At 73.6% G+C, this 16,797-nt stretch carries 20 protein-coding genes; 5 read left to right on the top strand and 15 right to left on the bottom strand.

The window, feature by feature from the left end; genetic code table 11:
* Window positions 1–32 precede the first annotated feature (32 nt).
* The 4 genes from AB0F62_RS25050 to hisI all read right to left on the bottom strand — a co-directional run bounded on the left by AB0F62_RS25050 (window position 33) and on the right by hisI (window position 3,019).
* Window positions 33–245 (bottom strand): HGxxPAAW family protein, encoded by a 213-nt coding sequence (locus tag AB0F62_RS25050; RefSeq protein ID WP_361803203.1) that lies wholly within the window; start codon window positions 243–245, stop codon window positions 33–35.
* A 120-nt stretch (window positions 246–365) separates the two neighbouring features.
* Window positions 366–1,031, bottom strand: coding sequence for a TIGR02234 family membrane protein (locus AB0F62_RS25045; protein WP_361803200.1), 666 nt, complete (start codon window positions 1,029–1,031; stop codon window positions 366–368).
* An 81-nt stretch (window positions 1,032–1,112) separates the two neighbouring features.
* Window positions 1,113–2,639, bottom strand: coding sequence for an anthranilate synthase component I (locus AB0F62_RS25040; protein ID WP_361803197.1), 1,527 nt, complete (start codon window positions 2,637–2,639; stop codon window positions 1,113–1,115).
* Between the two features lie 32 nt (window positions 2,640–2,671).
* Window positions 2,672–3,019: a phosphoribosyl-AMP cyclohydrolase gene (hisI, locus tag AB0F62_RS25035; RefSeq protein WP_361803194.1), complete on the bottom strand. Its 348-nt coding sequence runs from the start codon at window positions 3,017–3,019 to the stop codon at window positions 2,672–2,674.
* An 81-nt stretch (window positions 3,020–3,100) separates the two neighbouring features.
* Between hisI and AB0F62_RS25030 the strand changes: the two genes are divergently transcribed.
* Together AB0F62_RS25030 and AB0F62_RS25025 are read left to right on the top strand one after the other, a co-directional pair.
* A complete protein-coding gene (locus AB0F62_RS25030) occupies window positions 3,101–3,892 on the top strand; it encodes a hypothetical protein (RefSeq protein WP_361803191.1) in 792 nt (263 codons plus the stop codon).
* A gap of 39 nt (window positions 3,893–3,931) precedes the next feature.
* Window positions 3,932–4,570: a TIGR03085 family metal-binding protein gene (locus tag AB0F62_RS25025; protein ID WP_361803188.1), complete on the top strand. Its 639-nt coding sequence runs from the start codon at window positions 3,932–3,934 to the stop codon at window positions 4,568–4,570.
* On the opposite strand, the gene AB0F62_RS25020 is transcribed toward AB0F62_RS25025, so the two are convergent.
* A complete protein-coding gene (locus tag AB0F62_RS25020; protein WP_361803185.1) occupies window positions 4,571–5,839 on the bottom strand; it encodes an MFS transporter in 1,269 nt (422 codons plus the stop codon).
* 20 nt (window positions 5,840–5,859) lie between these two features.
* A complete protein-coding gene (locus tag AB0F62_RS25015; RefSeq protein ID WP_361803182.1) occupies window positions 5,860–6,471 on the bottom strand; it encodes a helix-turn-helix domain-containing protein in 612 nt (203 codons plus the stop codon).
* An 84-nt stretch (window positions 6,472–6,555) separates the two neighbouring features.
* Here AB0F62_RS25015 and AB0F62_RS25010 point away from each other — a divergent pair, with 84 nt between their 5' ends.
* Complete coding sequence (locus AB0F62_RS25010) at window positions 6,556–7,080, top strand: NUDIX domain-containing protein (protein WP_361803179.1); 525 nt, start codon at window positions 6,556–6,558, stop codon at window positions 7,078–7,080.
* Between the two features lie 3 nt (window positions 7,081–7,083).
* Window positions 7,084–8,271: an MFS transporter gene (locus AB0F62_RS25005; protein ID WP_361803176.1), complete on the top strand. Its 1,188-nt coding sequence runs from the start codon at window positions 7,084–7,086 to the stop codon at window positions 8,269–8,271.
* A gap of 13 nt (window positions 8,272–8,284) precedes the next feature.
* On the opposite strand, the gene AB0F62_RS25000 is transcribed toward AB0F62_RS25005, so the two are convergent.
* The 9 genes from AB0F62_RS25000 to hisD form a co-directional block, all read right to left on the bottom strand.
* Window positions 8,285–8,698 (bottom strand): hypothetical protein, encoded by a 414-nt coding sequence (locus AB0F62_RS25000; RefSeq protein ID WP_361803173.1) that lies wholly within the window; start codon window positions 8,696–8,698, stop codon window positions 8,285–8,287.
* 299 nt (window positions 8,699–8,997) lie between these two features.
* Complete coding sequence (hisF, locus tag AB0F62_RS24995; RefSeq protein ID WP_361803170.1) at window positions 8,998–9,762, bottom strand: imidazole glycerol phosphate synthase subunit HisF; 765 nt, start codon at window positions 9,760–9,762, stop codon at window positions 8,998–9,000.
* Entirely contained in the window at window positions 9,759–10,166 is a 408-nt protein-coding gene (locus AB0F62_RS24990) for a RidA family protein (protein ID WP_361803167.1), read from the bottom strand. The genes hisF and AB0F62_RS24990 overlap by 4 nt, the downstream gene beginning before the upstream one ends.
* Window positions 10,163–10,897, bottom strand: coding sequence for a bifunctional 1-(5-phosphoribosyl)-5-((5-phosphoribosylamino)methylideneamino)imidazole-4-carboxamide isomerase/phosphoribosylanthranilate isomerase PriA (gene priA / locus AB0F62_RS24985; RefSeq protein WP_361803164.1), 735 nt, complete (start codon window positions 10,895–10,897; stop codon window positions 10,163–10,165). The genes AB0F62_RS24990 and priA overlap by 4 nt, the downstream gene beginning before the upstream one ends.
* Before the next feature lie 13 nt (window positions 10,898–10,910).
* Window positions 10,911–11,561 carry an imidazole glycerol phosphate synthase subunit HisH gene (gene hisH / locus AB0F62_RS24980; RefSeq protein ID WP_361803161.1) on the bottom strand — a complete coding sequence of 217 codons (651 nt, stop codon included), beginning with the start codon at window positions 11,559–11,561 and terminating at the stop codon, window positions 10,911–10,913.
* Between the two features lie 13 nt (window positions 11,562–11,574).
* A complete protein-coding gene (locus AB0F62_RS24975) occupies window positions 11,575–11,727 on the bottom strand; it encodes a hypothetical protein (RefSeq protein WP_361803158.1) in 153 nt (50 codons plus the stop codon).
* Window positions 11,727–12,320 carry an imidazoleglycerol-phosphate dehydratase HisB gene (gene hisB, locus AB0F62_RS24970; RefSeq protein WP_319661088.1) on the bottom strand — a complete coding sequence of 198 codons (594 nt, stop codon included), beginning with the start codon at window positions 12,318–12,320 and terminating at the stop codon, window positions 11,727–11,729. Before hisB ends, AB0F62_RS24975 begins: the two co-directional genes overlap by 1 nt.
* Window positions 12,321–12,324: 4 nt before the next feature.
* Window positions 12,325–13,425 carry a histidinol-phosphate transaminase gene (locus tag AB0F62_RS24965; protein ID WP_361803154.1) on the bottom strand — a complete coding sequence of 367 codons (1,101 nt, stop codon included), beginning with the start codon at window positions 13,423–13,425 and terminating at the stop codon, window positions 12,325–12,327.
* On the bottom strand, window positions 13,422–14,744 hold the full coding sequence (hisD, locus tag AB0F62_RS24960; RefSeq protein WP_361803151.1) for a histidinol dehydrogenase: 1,323 nt from the start codon (window positions 14,742–14,744) through the stop codon (window positions 13,422–13,424). The genes AB0F62_RS24965 and hisD overlap by 4 nt, the downstream gene beginning before the upstream one ends.
* Before the next feature lie 130 nt (window positions 14,745–14,874).
* Here hisD and AB0F62_RS24955 point away from each other — a divergent pair, with 130 nt between their 5' ends.
* Window positions 14,875–16,446, top strand: coding sequence for an oxidoreductase (locus tag AB0F62_RS24955; protein WP_361803148.1), 1,572 nt, complete (start codon window positions 14,875–14,877; stop codon window positions 16,444–16,446).
* Window positions 16,447–16,797 lie beyond the last annotated feature (351 nt).

The raw sequence follows: 16,797 nt of genomic DNA, 5'->3' as shown, positions 1-16,797 counted from the left end.
TGCCGGGGCGGCTCCGGGGCCGGGTGCGGAGGTCAGCCGTGCTGCTTCTCCGGCATCGGCTTGCCGAGGCCCGCGGCGCGCATGCCGAGGCCGACCAGACCGCCCAGGCCGGCGACGGCCAGTCCGGCGAACATACCGATCGGCTCCGCCAGGACGACGAAGGCAGCCGCGACGCAGAAGCCGATGAAGGCGATGGTCACGCCGGTCCAGGCGGCAGGGGTGTGTCCGTGGCTGTTGCCCGCCATGAGTGCTCCCAAGTCGTTCTACAAAGGGTCGTCAGTTCGTTCGCCCGCGCGATGGCGCGCGTCACGCGCCATTGTCCCCCGTTCCGCTCACGCTCCGCGCGCGGGGGGTGGCCCGGCGCGTCAGGGCGCCTCGGTGGGGTCCTCACCGCGGTCCAGCGCCTTCCACAGGTCCTCGGGGCGCTCCTCGTCCGCACCGGGAGCCGTACGGCCGGGACGCGCCGCCTTCGGGGCGGTGCCGCGGTCGTACCGGCTCGACATGCCGGGCCAGGCCGGCGAGCGGAGCAGGGCGACGGCCCCGGCGAGCAGGACGAGCGCGCTTCCGGCCGCCGAGACCGCCGGCCAGGCGCTGGTGGAGTCGCCCGTGACGGTGGTGCGGGTCAGGCCGCTGGCGGTCGCCGCCGCGGCGTCCAGGGCCGTGGTGTCGCCGAGCGCGAGCAGTGCCGCCGCGAGGGCTCCGGCGCCGCACAGCGCCAGCAGCCCGGCGACGACCAGCCGCGCCGCGCCTCGTACGGCGAAGACCGCCACGAGCGCGGCGAGTCCCACCAGGGCGAGCGCGCCCGGCACCCCGGTGACCTGGTGTCCGGAGACCTCGACCGGCATCCCGCCGCCGGCGTACGGCGCGGTGCCCCGCTGCCAGGTCTTGCCCGCGGCGATCAGCACCACGGCGGCGCCGAGCACACCGCTCGACAGGGCGAGGACGAGGCCGCGGCGGCCGCCCGCCGCTCGGGCGGCGGGCTTCTCCTCGGGTTCGGCGGTGGTCCGGGGCTGGGGTACGGCGCTGCTCACCCCACCACTATCCCCCCTGCGTCGGGCCCGTCCGCCTCCGGGGCGCCCTCCGCCGCCCCGGCGGCGGACCGCCGCCTCGGCTCACTCGCCGCGGGACTCGCGCATCCGGCCCGCCGTGGCGACGGCACGGAGCACCGCGGCGGCCTTGTTGCGGCACTCGGTGTCCTCGCTGACCGGGTCGGAGTCGGCGACGATGCCGGCGCCCGCCTGCACGTACGCGGTCCCGTCGCGCAGCACGGCGGTGCGGATGGCGATGGCGGTGTCGGAGTCGCCGGCGAAGTCCAGATAGCCCACCGCGCCCCCGTACAGGCCGCGGCGGGTCGGTTCCAGCTCGTCGATGATCTGCATCGCGCGGGGCTTGGGGGCGCCCGACAGGGTGCCCGCCGGGAAGCAGGCGGTGAGCACGTCGAAGGCGGTGCGCCCGGCGCCGAGGCTGCCGGTGACGGTGGAGACGATGTGCATGACGTGGCTGTAGCGCTCGATCGACATGAAGTCGACGACCTCGACGCTGCCGGGCTCGCAGACCCTGCCGAGGTCGTTGCGGCCCAGGTCGACGAGCATCAGGTGCTCGGCGCGCTCCTTGGGGTCGGCCAGCAGTTCGTCGGCGAGCGCCTGGTCCTCCCGGGGGGTCCCGCCGCGGGGCCGGGTGCCGGCGATGGGGTGCACCATGGCGCGGCCGTCCTCGACCTTCACCAGCGCCTCGGGGCTGGAGCCGACGACGTCGAAGCCGTCGAAGCGCAGCAGGTACATGTACGGGGACGGATTGGTCGCCCGCAGCACGCGGTACACGTCGAGCGCGCTCGCCGGGCAGGGCGTCTCGAACCGCTGCGAGGGCACCACCTGGAAGGCGTCGCCGGCCCGGATGTACTCCTTGGTGCGCTCCACCGCCGCCTGGTAGGCGGCGCCGCCGAAGCGGGAGGTGACCTCCTCCGGGAGGCGGGAGGGCGGCAGTTGGGCCGGCGCGGAGTCGACGGGGCGGGCCAGGTCGGCGGTCATGGCGTCGAGCCGGCCCACGGCCTCGGCGTACGCCTCGTCGACGCCGGTGTCGAGGTCGTTGTGGTTGATCGCGTTGGCGATCAGCAGTACCGAGCCGTCCCAGTGGTCGAGTACGGCCAGGTCGGAGGTGAGCAGCATCGTGAGCTCGGGCAGCCGCAGGTCGTCGCGGGCGTGGTCGCCGATGCGCTCCAGGCGGCGTACGACGTCGTAGCCGAGGTAGCCCACCATGCCGCCGGTGAAGGGCGGCAGGCCCGCGTCGTCGTGCAGGTCGCGGGGCGTGTGCAGGGCCTCGATCGTGGCCCGCAGCGCCTCCAGCGGGTCGCCCCCGGTCGGCACGCCGACCGGGGGCGTGCCGAGCCAGTGGGCCTGGCCGTCGCGCTCGGTCAGGGTGGCGGCGCTGCGGACGCCGACGAAGGAGTAGCGGGACCACGAGCGGCCGTTCTCCGCCGACTCCAGCAGGAAGGTGCCCGGGCGCTCGGCGGCGAGTTTCCGGTACAGCCCGACCGGGGTGTCCCCGTCGGCCAGCAACTTCCTGCTGACCGGGATGACACGGCGGTCCTGCGCCAGCTTGCGGAAGGTGTCGAGGTCGGGGGTGACGGTGCCCGTGGTCATGGTCCGCAGCCTAGTGCCCGGGGGCGGCCGGTTCAGGCCAGTGGCAGGGTGCCCGCGTCGAAGCAGGTGCGGTCGCCGGTGTGGCAGGCGGCGCCCACCTGGTCGACCTTGACGAGGATCGTGTCGCCGTCGCAGTCCAGCGCCACGGACTTCACGTGCTGGACGTGCCCGGAGGTGTCGCCCTTGACCCAGTACTCCTGGCGGCTGCGGCTCCAGTAGGTGCAGCGGCCGGTGGTGAGGGTGCGGTGCAGCGCCTCGTCGTCCATCCAACCGAGCATGAGGACTTCGCCGGTGTCGTACTGCTGCGCGACGGCGGGGACGAGCCCGTCGGCGGTGCGCTTGAGGCGGGCGGCGACGGCTGGGTCGAGCGGGGATTCCATACCCCCATTCTGCCCGGTCCGGGCGGTGCGACTTCGGCTCCTGCCCTCACTCCGCTCACCCGTATGGGGCATGCTTCGTCCATGAGTTTTCCTCCGCCGTCGCCGCCCGACGACCCGCGCTCCGGACAGGGCGGCGGTTTTGGGCCGCCCCCGGGGGGTTTCGGCCCGCCCCAGTACCAGCCCCCGTCACAGGCGCAGCCGCAGTACCAGCCGCAGCCGCCGTACCAGAACCAGCCGCAGTTCCCCGGGCCGCCGCAGCCGGGCGGCGGTTACGGCTACCCGCCCCCGCCCCAGCCGCCGCGCAGCGGTGGCGGCGCGAAGGTGGCCGCGATAGCCATCGGCGCGGTCGTGCTGATCGCGGTGGTCATCGGCGGCCTGGCGGTCACGCTGAGCGGCGGCGAGGACGACGACAAGGGCGCGAGCGGGTCGAGCACCAGCAGCAGCCCGAGGTCCTCGGCCCCCGGCACACCGGCCACGTCGGCCGGCTCGACGGAGCCGGACCCGTCGGAGACCTTCCGCAAGTACGTGGTGCTGGACCCCGGTCAGTGCTTCGACGATCCGGGACTGGACAGCAGCGTCACCGAGGTCACCACGGTCTCCTGCAACGGCCCGCACGACGCCGAGGTCATCGCCAACGAGACCATCACGGGCACCTTCGCCACCGAGGCGGAGCTCAAGGCCAAGGTCCTGAAGCTGTGCGAGGCGGACGCGGCCAAGCGCCTGAAGGACATCAAGGACAACCCCGGGTACTACTACTACGCGCTGTACCCGAAGCTCACGGGCTACCAGGTGCAGGGGAAGGACACCATCTCCTGCTCCCTGACCCTCAGCAACCGGGTGGACGGCAAGAAGCTGACCAAACCGCTGCCGTAGCTGCTGCCCACCGGCGGGGGCCGGACGTAGGCTGACGGCATGTCGACTCATGCCCAGCGTGAACGTCTGCTCCTCGCCGACCTGCTGGAGAGTGCCGGACCCGAGGCGCCAACCCTCTGCGAGGGGTGGACCACGCGCGATCTCGCCGCCCATGTCGTCGTGCGGGAGCGCCGTGGTGACGCCTCGGCCGGTCTGGTCATCCCGCTGCTCGCGGAACGGTCGGAACGGGTCCGCAAGGAGTTCGCGGACAAGCCCTACCAGGAACTCATCCGGCTCATCCGCACGGGCCCGCCACGGCTGTCGCCGTTCGCCCTCAAGCAGATCGACGAGGCGGCCAACACCGTCGAGTTCTACGTCCATTCCGAGGACGTGCGCCGTGCCCAGCCGGACTGGTCGCCGCGCGAGCTGGACCCCGTCTTCGCCGACCTGCTGTGGTCCCGGCTGGAGCGCTCCGCGCGCCTGCTGGGCCGCAAGGCCCCGGTGGGCCTGGTGCTGCGCCGCCCGGACGGCCAGACCGCGGTGGCGCACCGCGGCACGCCGGTCGTCACCGTCACCGGCGACCCCGCCGAGCTGCTGCTGTTCGCCTTCGGCCGGCAGGACTCGGCCCGGGTGGAGGCGGAGGGCGACAAGGATGCGGTGGCCCGGCTCTACGACGCCAGGCTCGGGATCACCGGCTGATCACCGCCGCGGGCGGCGGGCGAGTTCCGCCCGCCGCAACGCGGGAGCGGCGAGTCCCACCAGGGCGCCCGCGGCCGCGACCACCGCACTGGCGACGAAGACCGGCTGGGGGCCCCAGGCGCCGATGGCGGCACCGGTGAGCGGATAGCTCAACGGGGCGACGCCGAGGGAGAACAACGCGGCCACCGAGCTGACCCGGCCGAGGTAGGCGGGGTCGGTGAGGGTCTGCAGCAGGGCTCCGCACAGCGCGCCGCTGAGTCCCGCCACGAGGCCGGCGACGACCGCGACGGCGACCGCCCCCGGCAGCGCCGGGACGAAGGCGAACCCTGCCATCCCGACCGCCCCGAGCCCCAGGCAGCAGGACTGGGCCAGCCCGGCGCGCGGCAGCCGGCCGCGCACCGTCAGCAGCAGCGAGGCGGCGCCCGCGCCGGCGCCGAAGCCGCTGACGATCCAGCCGAGCCCGGCCGCGCCCCAGCCGCGATCGGCGGCGATGAGCGCGAGGCCGATGTTGAACGGCCCGGCGAAGCCGAGTTCGCCGACCGCGATGACGACCATCAGCGCGGTGAGCACGCGCCGGCCGCGGAGGTAGCGCAGGCCCTCCACCAGGTCCCCCCATGGGGTGCCGGCCGCGCGCGCGGCCCGGTCGTCGGGCGGCAGCGGCGCGACGCGGACGGCGAGCAGCAGCACGAGCGAGACCGCGAACAGCCCGCCCGCGAGGGCGAACGCGGTGGCGGCGCCGCCGGTCGCCACCGCCGTGCCGCCGAGCGAGGCGCCGGCCACATTGCCGACGCGCATCGCGATGCCCTTCATCCCGTGCAGACGGCCGAGTTGCTCCGGGCCGGTGATCCGCGGCGGCAGGGCGCCGACCGCGGGCAGGAACACCGCGTCCACGACCCCGAAGAACAGCGCGATCACGGCCAGCGCCCACAGCCCGGGGGTGGTGAGGGCGAGCAGCGCGGCCGCCGCGAACATCACCGCGCAGCGGGTCAGATCACTGCCGATGACGATGCGGCGCGGCCCGAACCGGTCGGCCAGCACTCCCCCGCCGAGCATCAGCACGGCGCGCGGCACGGCGCCGGCCGCGAGCACCAGACCGGCCCGCCCGGGGTCCCCGGCGCGGGTGGCGGCCCACGACAGGGCGAGGAACCACACCGCGTCGCCGACGAGCGAGGTGGTGAAGGCGGCCAGCCAGCGCAGGACGTTGGCGTCCCGGTGGGCCGGGGCACGGGAGGGGGAGACGGGCGGGGCGGTGGTACCGGGCGCCGTCATGCGGTCGCCTCCTTCGGGGTTCACGGCCGGTAGGGGAATCCGTACAGGTGCACCGCGACGTGCTCGCGGCCCTCGGTGTCGCCCGCCTCCTCGGCGGCCCGCGCGCGGTCGGTCCAGCGCTTGACCAGCTCGTCCAGCTCCTCGCCGAACCGCTGCGTCTCGTCGGCGGTGAGCCGGGGCAGGTACTCGGAGCTGAAGGAGGCGTCGGTCCACTCCTTGCCCCAGGCGAGCTGCTGGTCGAGGTAGGCGGAGTAGCGCGCGTACCGGGCGGCGAGGAGCTGCCGGGTCACCTCGCCCATGACGGCGGCGCCCTCGGGGCGGTCGGCGAAGTCCGAGCTGCGGAAGGTGAATCCGCGCTCCGAGCTCACCTTCCACCACCGCTCGCGGCCGTCCGAACTCTGCCCCGGGGCCTCGGTGATGAAGCCGTGCGCGGCGAGCTTGCGCAGGTGGTAACTGACCAGCGAGACCGCCTCGTCGACCTGGTCGGCCAACTGGGAGGCGGTCGCGGTGCGGGCGGCGAACAGGGCGCGGTAGAGCTCGATGCGCAGCGGGTGCGTGAAGACCTTGAGCGCGTCGAGGTCGGTGATCCTGCGGGGGTCCGCGGCGTTCTCTTCCGTCTCTTCCTCGGGCATACCCGGGAGGCTAGACAGGAAAGGAAATTTGCGCAAGATAAATTGCGCAACTGATCGTGCGCATCGGGGCTACGCTCTGCCGCCATGGACGCGAGCAGCGAAGAGACGAACATCGCGGCGGCGGGAATCGGGATACCGGTTCCGCGCCAGGGCGAGACCTGGGCGGTGGGGGCGGTCGTCCTCGACGCGGACGGCAGGGCCTTCGCCCAGCGCCGCTCCCCCGGCCGCCGGCTCTTCCCGGACTGCTGGGACATCGTCGGCGGCCATGTGGAGCCGGGCGAGACCCTCCTCGGAGCCCTCGCCCGCGAAGTGGAGGTGGGGTTCCCCATGCCGAAGGCCAGGGGAGAGACCGGCTGGCGGCTGCGCGCGGTGCGGCGGCTGATCGGGGTGTCCACCTGGGAGGGCGACGACGGCCAAGGCCTGCGCCACGAGGCGGACTTCGTGGTCGACGTCGACGGGGACCTCGCGCGTCCGCGCCTGGAGCCGGGCAAGCACACCGCGTACGACTGGTTCGGCCCCGCGGATCTCGAACGGCTGAAGGAGAACCGAGCGCCGGGTGAGACGCTGGTGCACGACGTGATCGCCGCAGCGCTCGACCTCCGTGGGTGACGTGTGCCGTACCTGAAGTTGCTCCGCCGGCCCCATGTGGGCCGGCTGCTGTCCGGTTCGCTCGTCGGACGGCTGCCCACCGCCATGGCGGCCCTGGCCATCGCGCTGACGCTGCGCGCGGCGGGCGCCGACTACCGGCTGGTCGGTGCCGCCGGGGGCGTCTACGCGGTGTCCGGGGCGATCGGCGGGCCGCTCCTCGGACGGTGGGTGGACCGGCTGGGCCAGCCGCGCGTGCTCCTCGTCTCGTCCCTGGTCTCGGCCGCCGGTTTCGCGGCGCTGGCCGCCGCACCGGGCAGCACGGTCGTGGCCGTGCTCGGCCCGGCCGTCGCCGGGGCGGCTTCGCCTCCGCTGGAGCCGTGCCTGCGGGCGCTGTGGCCCGACCTCGTCGAGCCGTCCGAACTGGAGTCGGCGTACGCCGTGGACGCGGGCGCGCAGGAACTGGTCTTCATCGGCGGCCCGCTGCTCGTCGGCGGGCTGGCCGTGGCCGGCCCGCCCCGGCTGGCGCTGCTGGCCGCGGCCGTCCTCGGGGTCGTGGGCGCGATCTCGGTGGCGACCTCCGCGCCCTCACGCGCCTGGGCCTCCGCGACCCGTTCCGTCCACTGGCTGGGGCCGCTGCGCAGCCGGGCGCTGGTGGTGCTGCTGTGCGCCCTGACCGGCTGCGGCTGGGCGCTGGGCACGTTCAACGTCTTCGCCGTCGCCTACGCCGAACGCCACCCGCTGCCCGGCGGCGCGGGCACCCTGCTGGCGCTCAACTCCACCGGGGCACTGATCGGCGCCCTGCTGATCGCCGCCCTGCCCTGGCGGGCGGACGCGGCCACCAAGGCGGCCGTCACCGGCGCCGGGATGGCCCTCACCTTCTGGCCCTTCACCCTGGTCCCCGGCCCGCTGCCGATGGCCCTGGTCGCCCTGCTCAGCGGGGTGTTCTTCGCGCCGCTGCTCACCGTGGTCTTCCGCCTCACCGGCGAACTCGCCCCGGCGGGCACCGTCACCGAGGCCTTCGCCTGGCTGGTCACGCTCGTCACCACGGGTATCGCGGGCGGCTCCGCCGTCAGCGGCCTGATCCTCGCCGACGGCTCCCTCCCCGCGGCCGCCGTCAGCGCGGCGAGCGGCGTCACCCTCTCCGCCCTCACCCTGGGCGCCGCCCGCCCCCTTCTGGCCCGCGACCACATCGCCGCCCAGCCCGTCGGCTGAACCGGCACGGGCCCTACGCGCAGCCCGGCGGCTTGCTCTCGGCCGGGACGAACTGCAGCGTGGGCATCCCGGCCGTGTCGAAGTTGGCGGTGTCCGGGCCGATCAGGGTCATGTACCCGGCGAGGGTCTGGGTGTGGGGTGCGGCCGGTTCCCCCTCGACCTGCGGGGCGCCGTTGAACACGGTGTCCAGGACCCACCAGCGGCCGCCGAAGTGCGCCCACTTGATCCCGCAGTGGGTGTACATGTCGTAGGGATACGGCGTGTGCTCCTTGGGGTGCTTCGGCCCTTGCCGCCACCCGTCGGCGTCGACGGTCCGGGCGGGCAGCGTGGGGTTGCTCTCCCCGCGGGCCAGGTCCTCGTACGAGCAACCGGAGAGCAACAGCCCCGCGCCGAGGAGCAGGACGGCGGCTTGACGTGATGGCTTCATGTGCCTCGGACGTCGCGGGAGTGCTTTCCGTTCCCTCCGGCGCCCTGGCCGCCGCCCGCCCCCTTCTGGCCCGCGACCACGTCGCCGCCCAGGCGGCCGGTTGGGCGCGGTTGGGGCGTGTCGCCGAACGGGCTCCCCCAGCTGACGCTGGGAGGTGCCCCCAGGTGCGGTGCATCCTACGGCGAAAAGCCGTCCCCGTAGTGGGCTGCTCGGACGAGTCGACAACTCCCCCCGGCCGAAGGTCGGGGGGAGGGCAGTTGACGACACGACCCAGGCCGGGCCGCCGCCGTCACCCGGCCCTAGCGCACCGGGTGACCGGCGTCCCGCAGGGTCCGCTTGACCTCGCCGATGCGCAGGTCGCCGAAGTGGAAGACGGAGGCGGCCAGGACGGCGTCGGCGCCCGCGCCGATCGCCGGCGGGAAGTCGGTCAGGCGGCCCGCGCCGCCGGAGGCGATGACGGGGACGGTGACGTGCTTGCGGACGGCGGCGATCATCTCCGTGTCGTAGCCGTCCTTCGTGCCGTCGGCGTCCATCGAGTTGAGCAGGATCTCGCCGGCGCCCAGCTCCGCCGCGCGGTGCGCCCACTCCACGGCGTCGATTCCGGTGCCCTGGCGGCCGCCGTGCGTGGTGACCTCGAACCCGGACGGGGTCCCGGCGTCCGTGCGCCGGGCGTCCACGGACAGCACCAGCACCTGCCGGCCGAACCGCTCGGCGATCTCGCGGAGCAGTTCGGGCCGGGCGATCGCCGCGGTGTTGACGCCCACCTTGTCGGCCCCGGCGCGCAGCAGCTTGTCGACGTCCTCGGCGGACCGCACGCCGCCGCCGACGGTGAGCGGGATGAAGACCTGCTCGGCGGTGCGCCGCACCACGTCGTAGGTCGTCTCGCGGTTGCCGGACGAGGCGGTGATGTCGAGGAAGGTCAGCTCGTCGGCGCCCTCGGCGTCGTACAGCTTGGCCATCTCGACGGGGTCCCCGGCGTCCCGCAGGTTCCGGAAGTTGACGCCCTTGACGACCCGGCCGTTGTCCACGTCCAGGCAGGGGATGACTCGGACCGCCAGGGTCATTGCTCTCGGGCTCCTCGGAATGCTTCCAGTTCGACTTCGACCAGGACACGGGAGTCCACGAAACCGGAGACCACGACCACCGTGGCGGCCGGACGTACGGCGTCGAAGAACTCCTTGTGGGCCCGGCCCACCGCGTCCACGTCGCGGGTGTGGGTGAGGTACATGCGGGTACGGACGACGGACTCGGCGCCCAGGCCGAACTCCTCGAGGACGGCGAGGGCGTTGGTGAAGGCCACCTTGGCCTGCTCGTACGGGTCCCCCTCGCCGTGCAGCACGGCGCCGACGAACGGCATCGTGCCCGCGACATGGACCCGGTCCCCCGCCGCGACACCGCGCGCGAAGCCGAACTGCTCCTCCCAGGGGCTGCTGGACTGCACACGCTGCACGGCCGGGGTTTGGGTCATCGGGACACAGCCTCCAAAGCCTCTTCCAAGGTGAACGCCTTGGCGTAGAGGGCCTTACCCACGATGGCGCCTTCGACGCCCTCGGGAACCAGGCCGGCGATGGCCCGCAGGTCGTCGAGGGAGGAGACGCCGCCGGAGGCGACGACCGGCCGGTCGGTCGCCGCGCACACGTTCCGCAGCAGCTCCAGGTTGGGGCCCTGGAGGGTGCCGTCCTTGTTGATGTCGGTGACGACGTAGCGGGCGCAGCCCTCGGAGTCGAGGCGGGCCAGCGTCTCGTAGAGATCGCCGCCGTCGCGGGTCCAGCCGCGGCCGCGCAGGGTGGTGCCGCGGACGTCCAGGCCGACCGCGATCCGGTCGCCGTGCTCGGCGATGACCTTGGCGACCCACTCCGGGGCCTCCAGGGCGGCGGTGCCGAGGTTGACCCGGGTGCAGCCGGTCGCGAGCGCCGCGGCCAGCGTCTCGTCGTCGCGGATGCCGCCGGAGAGCTCGACCTTGATGTCCATGGAGCGGGCGACCTCGGCGATCTGCGCGCGGTTGTCCCCCGTGCCGAAGGCGGCGTCCAGGTCCACCAGGTGCAGCCATTCCGCGCCGGCCTGCTGCCAGGCCAGGGCCGCGGCCATCGGGTCGCCGTAGGACGTCTCGGAGCCGGACTCGCCGTGGACGAGGCGGACGGCCTGGCCGTCGCGGACGTCGACGGCGGGAAGGAGTTCGAGGCGGTGCGTCGTGCTCATAACGGCGTACGTCCTAGTCCTTGAGGGTGTCGAGCCAGTTGGCCAGCAACTGGGCGCCGGCGTCGCCGGACTTCTCGGGGTGGAACTGGGTGGCCCACAGCGGGCCGTTCTCCACCGCGGCGACGAAGGGCTCCCCGTGCGTGGCCCAGGTGACCTTCGGGGCCCGGATGGTGGGGTTGGCGGTCTCCAGCTCCCAGGTGCGTACCGCGTACGAGTGCACGAAGTAGAAGCGGGCGTCGGCCTCCAGGCCCGCGAACATCTGCGAGTCGTCGGGCGCCTTGACGGTGTTCCAGCCCATGTGCGGCACGATCGGCGCGCGCAGCGGCTCGACGGTGCCGGGCCACTCGTCGCAGCCCTCCGTGGTGACGCCGTGCTCGACGCCCTTCTCGAAGAGGATCTGCATGCCCACGCAGATCCCCATCACGGGCCTGCCGCCGGCCAGCCGGCGGCCGATGATCCACTCACCGCGCACCGCCTTCAGCCCGGCCATGCAGGCCGCGAAGGCGCCGACGCCGGGGACGAGCAGTCCTTCGGCGTTCATCGCCTTGTCGAAGTCGGCGGTGATCTCGACGTCCGCGCCGGCCCGGGCGAGCGCGCGCTCGGCGGAACGGACGTTGCCGAAGCCGTAGTCGAGGACCACGACCTTCTTGGCGGCCTTGCTCATCTGCGGAAACCCCCTACAGCCGCAGCAGGCCGGCCGCCAGCGACATGGCGGAGCCGATACCGAGCAGCACGACGACGCTCTTGGGCATCTTCTGCTTCCAGAAGGAGTACACCCCGCCGGCCAGGAAGAGGCCGAGCAGGATGAAGAGGACCGCGGCCTTGCTCATCAGAGGGCGCCCTTCGTCGACGGGAGGATGCCCGCGGCGCGCGGATCGCGCTCGGAGGCGTAGCGCAGGGCCCGGGCCAGCGCCTTGAACTGGCACTCCACGATGTGGTGGGCGTTGCGCCCGTACGGGACGTGGACGTGCAGGGCGATCTGCGCCTGGGCGACGAAGGACTCCAGGATGTGCCGGGTCATCGTCGTGTCGTAGGAGCCGATCATCGGCGCCATGTTCTCCGGCTCGGTGTGCACCAGGTAGGGGCGGCCGGAGAGGTCCACGGTGACCTGGGCGAGGGACTCGTCCAGCGGGACGGTGCAGTTGCCGAAGCGGTAGATGCCCACCTTGTCGCCGAGCGCCTGCTTGAAGGCGGCGCCCAGCGCGAGGGCGGTGTCCTCGATGGTGTGGTGGGTGTCGATGTGCAGGTCGCCCTCGGTCTTGACCGTGAGGTCGAAGAGGCCGTGGCGGCCCAGCTGGTCGAGCATGTGGTCGTAGAAGCCGACTCCGGTGGAGATCTCGGTCCTGCCGGTGCCGTCGAGATCGAGCTCGACGACGACGGACGTCTCCTTGGTCGTGCGCTCCACGCGGCCGACGCGGGTCATGTGGTCAGTGCTCCTTCTTCAGCTCGCGTACCGCTTCGAGGAACGCGTCGTTCTCGGCCGGGGTGCCCGCGGTGACCCGCAGCCAGCCCGGTACGCCGTTGTCGCGGACGAGGACGCCGCGGTCGAGGATCGCCTGCCACACGCGGTGGCTGTCCTCGAAGCGGCCGAACTGCACGAAGTTGGCGTCCGAGTCGGTGACCTCGTAGCCGATCGCCCGCAGCTCGTCGACCAGGCGGTCCCGCTCGGCCTTCAGCTGTTCGACGTACGCCAGCAGCGTATCGGTGTGCTCCAGGGCGGCGAGCGCGGTGGCCTGGGTGACGGCGGACAGGTGGTACGGCAGGCGCACCAGCTGGACGGCGTCCACGACCGCCGGGTGGGCGGCGAGGTAGCCCAGCCGCAGGCCGGCGGCGCCGAAGGCCTTGGACATGGTGCGGCTGATCACCATGTTGGGGCGGCCCTCGATCAGCGGCAGCAGGGACGGGCCGTGGCTGAACTCGCCGTACGCCTCGTCGACGACCACCAGGGAAGGCCGGGCGCCCTGGGCGGCCTCGTAGAGGGCGAGGACGGTGTCGGCGGCCACCGCGGTGCCCGTGGGGTTGTTGGGCGAGGTGATGAAGACCACGTTCGGCCGGTGCTCGGCGATGGCCCGCTCGGCGGCGGCCACGTCGATCGTGAAGTCCTCCTCGCGGGGGCCGGAGATCCAGCCGGTGCCGGTGCCGCGGGAGATCAGGCCGTGCATGGAGTACGAGGGCTCGAAGCCGATCGCGGTGCGGCCGGGGCCGCCGAAGGTCTGCAGCAGCTGTTGGATGACCTCGTTGGAGCCGTTGGCCGCCCACACGTTGGCCAGGCCCACCGCGTGGCCCGCGGTGCGGGTGAGGTACTTCGCCAGTTCGGTGCGGAGCTCCACCGCGTCCCGGTCGGGATAGCGGTTGAGGTCGCGGGCGGCCGCGCGGACCCGCTCGGCGATCCGCTCGACCAGCGCCTCGGGCAGCGGGTACGGGTTCTCGTTGGTGTTCAGGCGTACGGGGACGTCGAGTTGGGGCGCTCCGTACGGGGACTTGCCGCGCAGTTCGTCCCGGATGGGCAGATCGTCGATGCCGGTCACGAACCCGGTACCGTCCAATCGAATCGGGCGCGGACCGCGGCGCCGTGCGCGGGCAGGTCCTCGGCGTCGGCCAGGGTCACCACGTGCGGGGCGATCTCGGCGAGCGCCTCGCGGGTGTAGTCCACGACGTGGATGCCGCGCAGGAAGGACTGCACGGACAGGCCCGAGGAGTGGCAGGCGCAGCCGCCGGTGGGCAGCACGTGGTTGGAGCCGGCCGCGTAGTCGCCCAGCGAGACCGGGGCGTAGGCGCCGACGAAGACCGCGCCCGCGTTGCGCACCCGGGCGGCGACCTCGGCCGCGTTCTCGGTCTGGATCTCCAGGTGCTCGGCCGCGTAGGCGTCCACCACCTGCAGCCCCTGCTCGATCCCGTCGACGAGGACGATGCCGGACTGGCGGCCGGACAGCGCGGGGACGATCCGGTCCTCGACGTGCTTGGTGGCGGCGATCTGCGTCTGGAGCTCCTTCTCCACCGCCTCGGCGAGGTCGACGGAGTCGGTGACCAGGACGGCGGCGGCCAGCGGGTCGTGCTCGGCCTGGCTGATCAGGTCGGCGGCGACGTGCACCGGGTCGGCGGTGGCGTCGGCGAGGACGGCGATCTCGGTGGGACCGGCCTCCGCGTCGATGCCGATGCGGCCCTTGAGCAGGCGTTTGGCGGCGGCGACCCAGATGTTGCCGGGGCCGGTGACCATGCTCACCGGACGGCACTCCTCGGTGCCGTAGGCGAACATCGCGACGGCCTGGGCGCCGCCCGCGGCATACACCTCGTCCACGCCGAGCAGGGCGCACGCGGCGAGGATCGTCGGGTGCGGGAGCCCGCCGAACTCCTTCTGCGGGGGCGAGGCGACGGCCATCGAACCGACCTTGGCCTCCTGCGCGGGCACCACGTTCATCACCACGGAGGACGGGTAGACCGAGCGGCCGCCGGGCACGTACAGGCCCACGCGCTCCACCGGAACCCAGCGCTCGGTGACCGTGCCGCCCGGCACGACCTGCGTGGTGTGGTCGGTGCGGCGCTGCTCGCCGTGGACGAGCCGGGCGCGGCGGATCGACTCCTCCAGCGCGGCCCGCACCTTCGGGTCCAGCTCCTCCAGGGCGCGGGTCAGCGCCTCGGCCGGCACGCGCACCCGGTCGATGGTGACGCCGTCGAACTTCTCCGCGTAGTCGATCAGTGCCGCGGTGCCGCGATGCCTCACGTCCTCGCAGATCGGGCGCACCTTCTCCAGCGCGGCCTCGACGTCGAGCTCGGCACGGGGCAGCAGATCGCGGTCGATGCCGTCCGCAGGGAAGGCGTCACCGCGCAGATCGATTCGGGAGATCACCCTCCCAAGTGTAGAGAACCGCCCTCACGGCCTCCGTCGAGTATCAGTCCGTGATACGCGTACGGCCCCCGTCCCGTGATCTCCCCGGCTAGCGTTTCCGTCGTCGTTGCCAGCCACGGGAGGGGATCCGGTGACCGAGCCGTCGGCCGTCGCGCCGCCGCACGACTGGACCGCGGTGGAGCAGGGCCTGTGGGAGGCCTTCCGCCTCGGCGAGCTGTACGACCTGCGGACGGGGATACCGGAGCGCGACGACCCGGCCGCCGACCGCTTCTGGGGCCCGGACCGGACCGTACGGGCCGAGGTGATCGCCAAGCTGCTGCTCGACGGGCCGCAGGCCGCCTCGGGCCGCGTGTCGTGCGTGAAGCTCTCCGGGGCGCAGATCAGCGGGCAGCTCAACCTCTCCGGCGGCACGGTCGTGCCCTATGTGGAGCTGCACGACTGCCGCTTCGAGCAGCAGGTGCTGCTCGCGGAGTGCAACTTCACGACCCTGCGCATGGTGCGCTGCGCCATACCGCGGCTGGAGGCGGCGCGCCTGCACACCTCCGGTGACCTGCATCTCCCGCAGTGCACCATCGAGGGCGGGATACGGCTCACCGACGCCCACATCGGCACGGACCTGCTGCTCAACCAGATCACCCTGCGCAAGGACCGGCACGGCCGCGCGCTGGCGGCCGACGGGCTGAGCGTCGCCCAGGACGTCGAGGCCGAGCTGATCGAGGCGACCGGTGAGATCAGCCTGCGCAGCGCCCGCATCGGCGGCCGGCTCAGCCTGCGCGGCAGCCGGCTGCACAACCCGTACGGCCGCTACGCGCTCAACGCGGCCCGGGTCACCGTCGAGCACACCCTCTACCTCAGCGCGGGCTATGTCGGCACCGGCGGCTCCGGCGGCGGCACCCCGCCGCTGGGCGTGCGCACCCGGCGCTTCAGCTCGGACGGCGGGGTACGGCTGGACGACGGCCGGTTCGGCAACGCGGTGATCATCCACCAGGCGCGGTTCCGGCTCACCGGCGGGCAGCAGCTGTCGCTGCGCCGGATCCAGACGCCGGAGTTGCGGCTCACCCTCGACCAGCCGCCGACCGGGACGATCTCGCTGGCCGGCGCCCGCGTGGGCAATCTCACCGACAGCCGCACCTGCTGGCCGGACGCCGGCGGTCTGGACCTGACCGGCTTCGCCTACGGCTCCCTCAGCCCCGAGGGCCCCTTCCCGCTGCGCGCCCGCATCGCCTGGCTCGCGGCGGCCACCCCGGAGTACAGCCCGGAGCCGTACGAGCACCTGTCGGCCGCGCTGCGCGCGAGCGGGGAGGACGCCGACGCCCGCGAGGTGCTGCTGGCCAAGCAGCGACGGCGGCGCGAGACGCTCCCGCTCGCGGGGAAACTGTGGGGCTATCTGCAGGACGTGACCGTCGGCTACGGCTACCGCCCGGGCCGGGCCGCCATATGGATGGCGCTGCTCTGGGCGTTCGGGGCGGTCGTCTTCCAGCTCCACGGCCGGCCGGATCCCGTCGACAGCGGCGCGTTCCCCCACTGGAGCCCCTCCCTCTTCGCCCTCGACCTGCTCCTGCCGGTCATCAACCTCGGCCAGGACAACGCCTGGCGCCTGACCGGCGACGCCCAGTGGGCCGCCGCGGTCCTCACCATGCTGGGCTGGATCCTCGCCACCACGGTCGCCGCCGGCGCCTCCCGCCTCCTCCGCCGCGGCTGACGCCCTCACGGACGAGAGCGCCGCCGCTGTGTGCGGGTCGCCCGCGACGGGCGCGGTCGGTGCCGTGGGTGGGCCGGGGGTACGTGGCCTCCGATCCGCCGCCCCTGGCGTCACCGCGCCCCGGAGGTCACCGCGCCCGCTCGACCGACGCCCGGCGCCCGACGACGACCGGGCGGGGCCCCGCGGTCGCACACCACGAATCCCGGGCAGCCCGGCGGACGACCCGGGCGCCGCCGTACAGCGCCGCGCCGTGCCCGCCCGGCATCCCGGGAAGCCGCACCGGCGGGAGGCGAAACCGGGCGGCACGGGACGAGGCCGACGCTGGGTGGGCGCCGCAGGCCCTAGGCTTGC

Origin of the sequence: Streptomyces sp. NPDC026673 (assembly GCF_040638135.1) — a bacterium.
In the GTDB taxonomy this organism is placed as follows: Bacteria; Actinomycetota; Actinomycetes; order Streptomycetales; family Streptomycetaceae; genus Actinacidiphila.
The sequence above is the reverse complement of the archived record's forward strand: the minus strand, read 5'-3'. Positions and strand labels throughout refer to the sequence as shown.

Coding starts and splice junctions, on each gene's coding strand:
- AB0F62_RS25000 (WP_361803173.1), bottom strand. CDS start 8,698: ATGAAGCCATCACGTCAAGCCGCCGTCCTGCTCCTCGGCGCGGGGCTG.
- AB0F62_RS25050 (WP_361803203.1), bottom strand. CDS start 245: ATGGCGGGCAACAGCCACGGACACACCCCTGCCGCCTGGACCGGCGTG.
- AB0F62_RS25040 (WP_361803197.1), bottom strand. CDS start 2,639: ATGACCACGGGCACCGTCACCCCCGACCTCGACACCTTCCGCAAGCTG.
- AB0F62_RS25015 (WP_361803182.1), bottom strand. CDS start 6,471: ATGCCCGAGGAAGAGACGGAAGAGAACGCCGCGGACCCCCGCAGGATC.
- AB0F62_RS25030 (WP_361803191.1), top strand. CDS start 3,101: ATGAGTTTTCCTCCGCCGTCGCCGCCCGACGACCCGCGCTCCGGACAG.
- hisI (WP_361803194.1), bottom strand. CDS start 3,019: ATGGAATCCCCGCTCGACCCAGCCGTCGCCGCCCGCCTCAAGCGCACC.
- priA (WP_361803164.1), bottom strand. CDS start 10,897: ATGAGCACGACGCACCGCCTCGAACTCCTTCCCGCCGTCGACGTCCGC.
- AB0F62_RS24990 (WP_361803167.1), bottom strand. CDS start 10,166: ATGACCCAAACCCCGGCCGTGCAGCGTGTGCAGTCCAGCAGCCCCTGG.
- AB0F62_RS25020 (WP_361803185.1), bottom strand. CDS start 5,839: ATGACGGCGCCCGGTACCACCGCCCCGCCCGTCTCCCCCTCCCGTGCC.
- hisH (WP_361803161.1), bottom strand. CDS start 11,561: ATGAGCAAGGCCGCCAAGAAGGTCGTGGTCCTCGACTACGGCTTCGGC.
- AB0F62_RS25025 (WP_361803188.1), top strand. CDS start 3,932: ATGTCGACTCATGCCCAGCGTGAACGTCTGCTCCTCGCCGACCTGCTG.
- hisF (WP_361803170.1), bottom strand. CDS start 9,762: ATGACCCTGGCGGTCCGAGTCATCCCCTGCCTGGACGTGGACAACGGC.
- AB0F62_RS24975 (WP_361803158.1), bottom strand. CDS start 11,727: ATGAGCAAGGCCGCGGTCCTCTTCATCCTGCTCGGCCTCTTCCTGGCC.
- AB0F62_RS25010 (WP_361803179.1), top strand. CDS start 6,556: ATGGACGCGAGCAGCGAAGAGACGAACATCGCGGCGGCGGGAATCGGG.
- hisB (WP_319661088.1), bottom strand. CDS start 12,320: ATGACCCGCGTCGGCCGCGTGGAGCGCACGACCAAGGAGACGTCCGTC.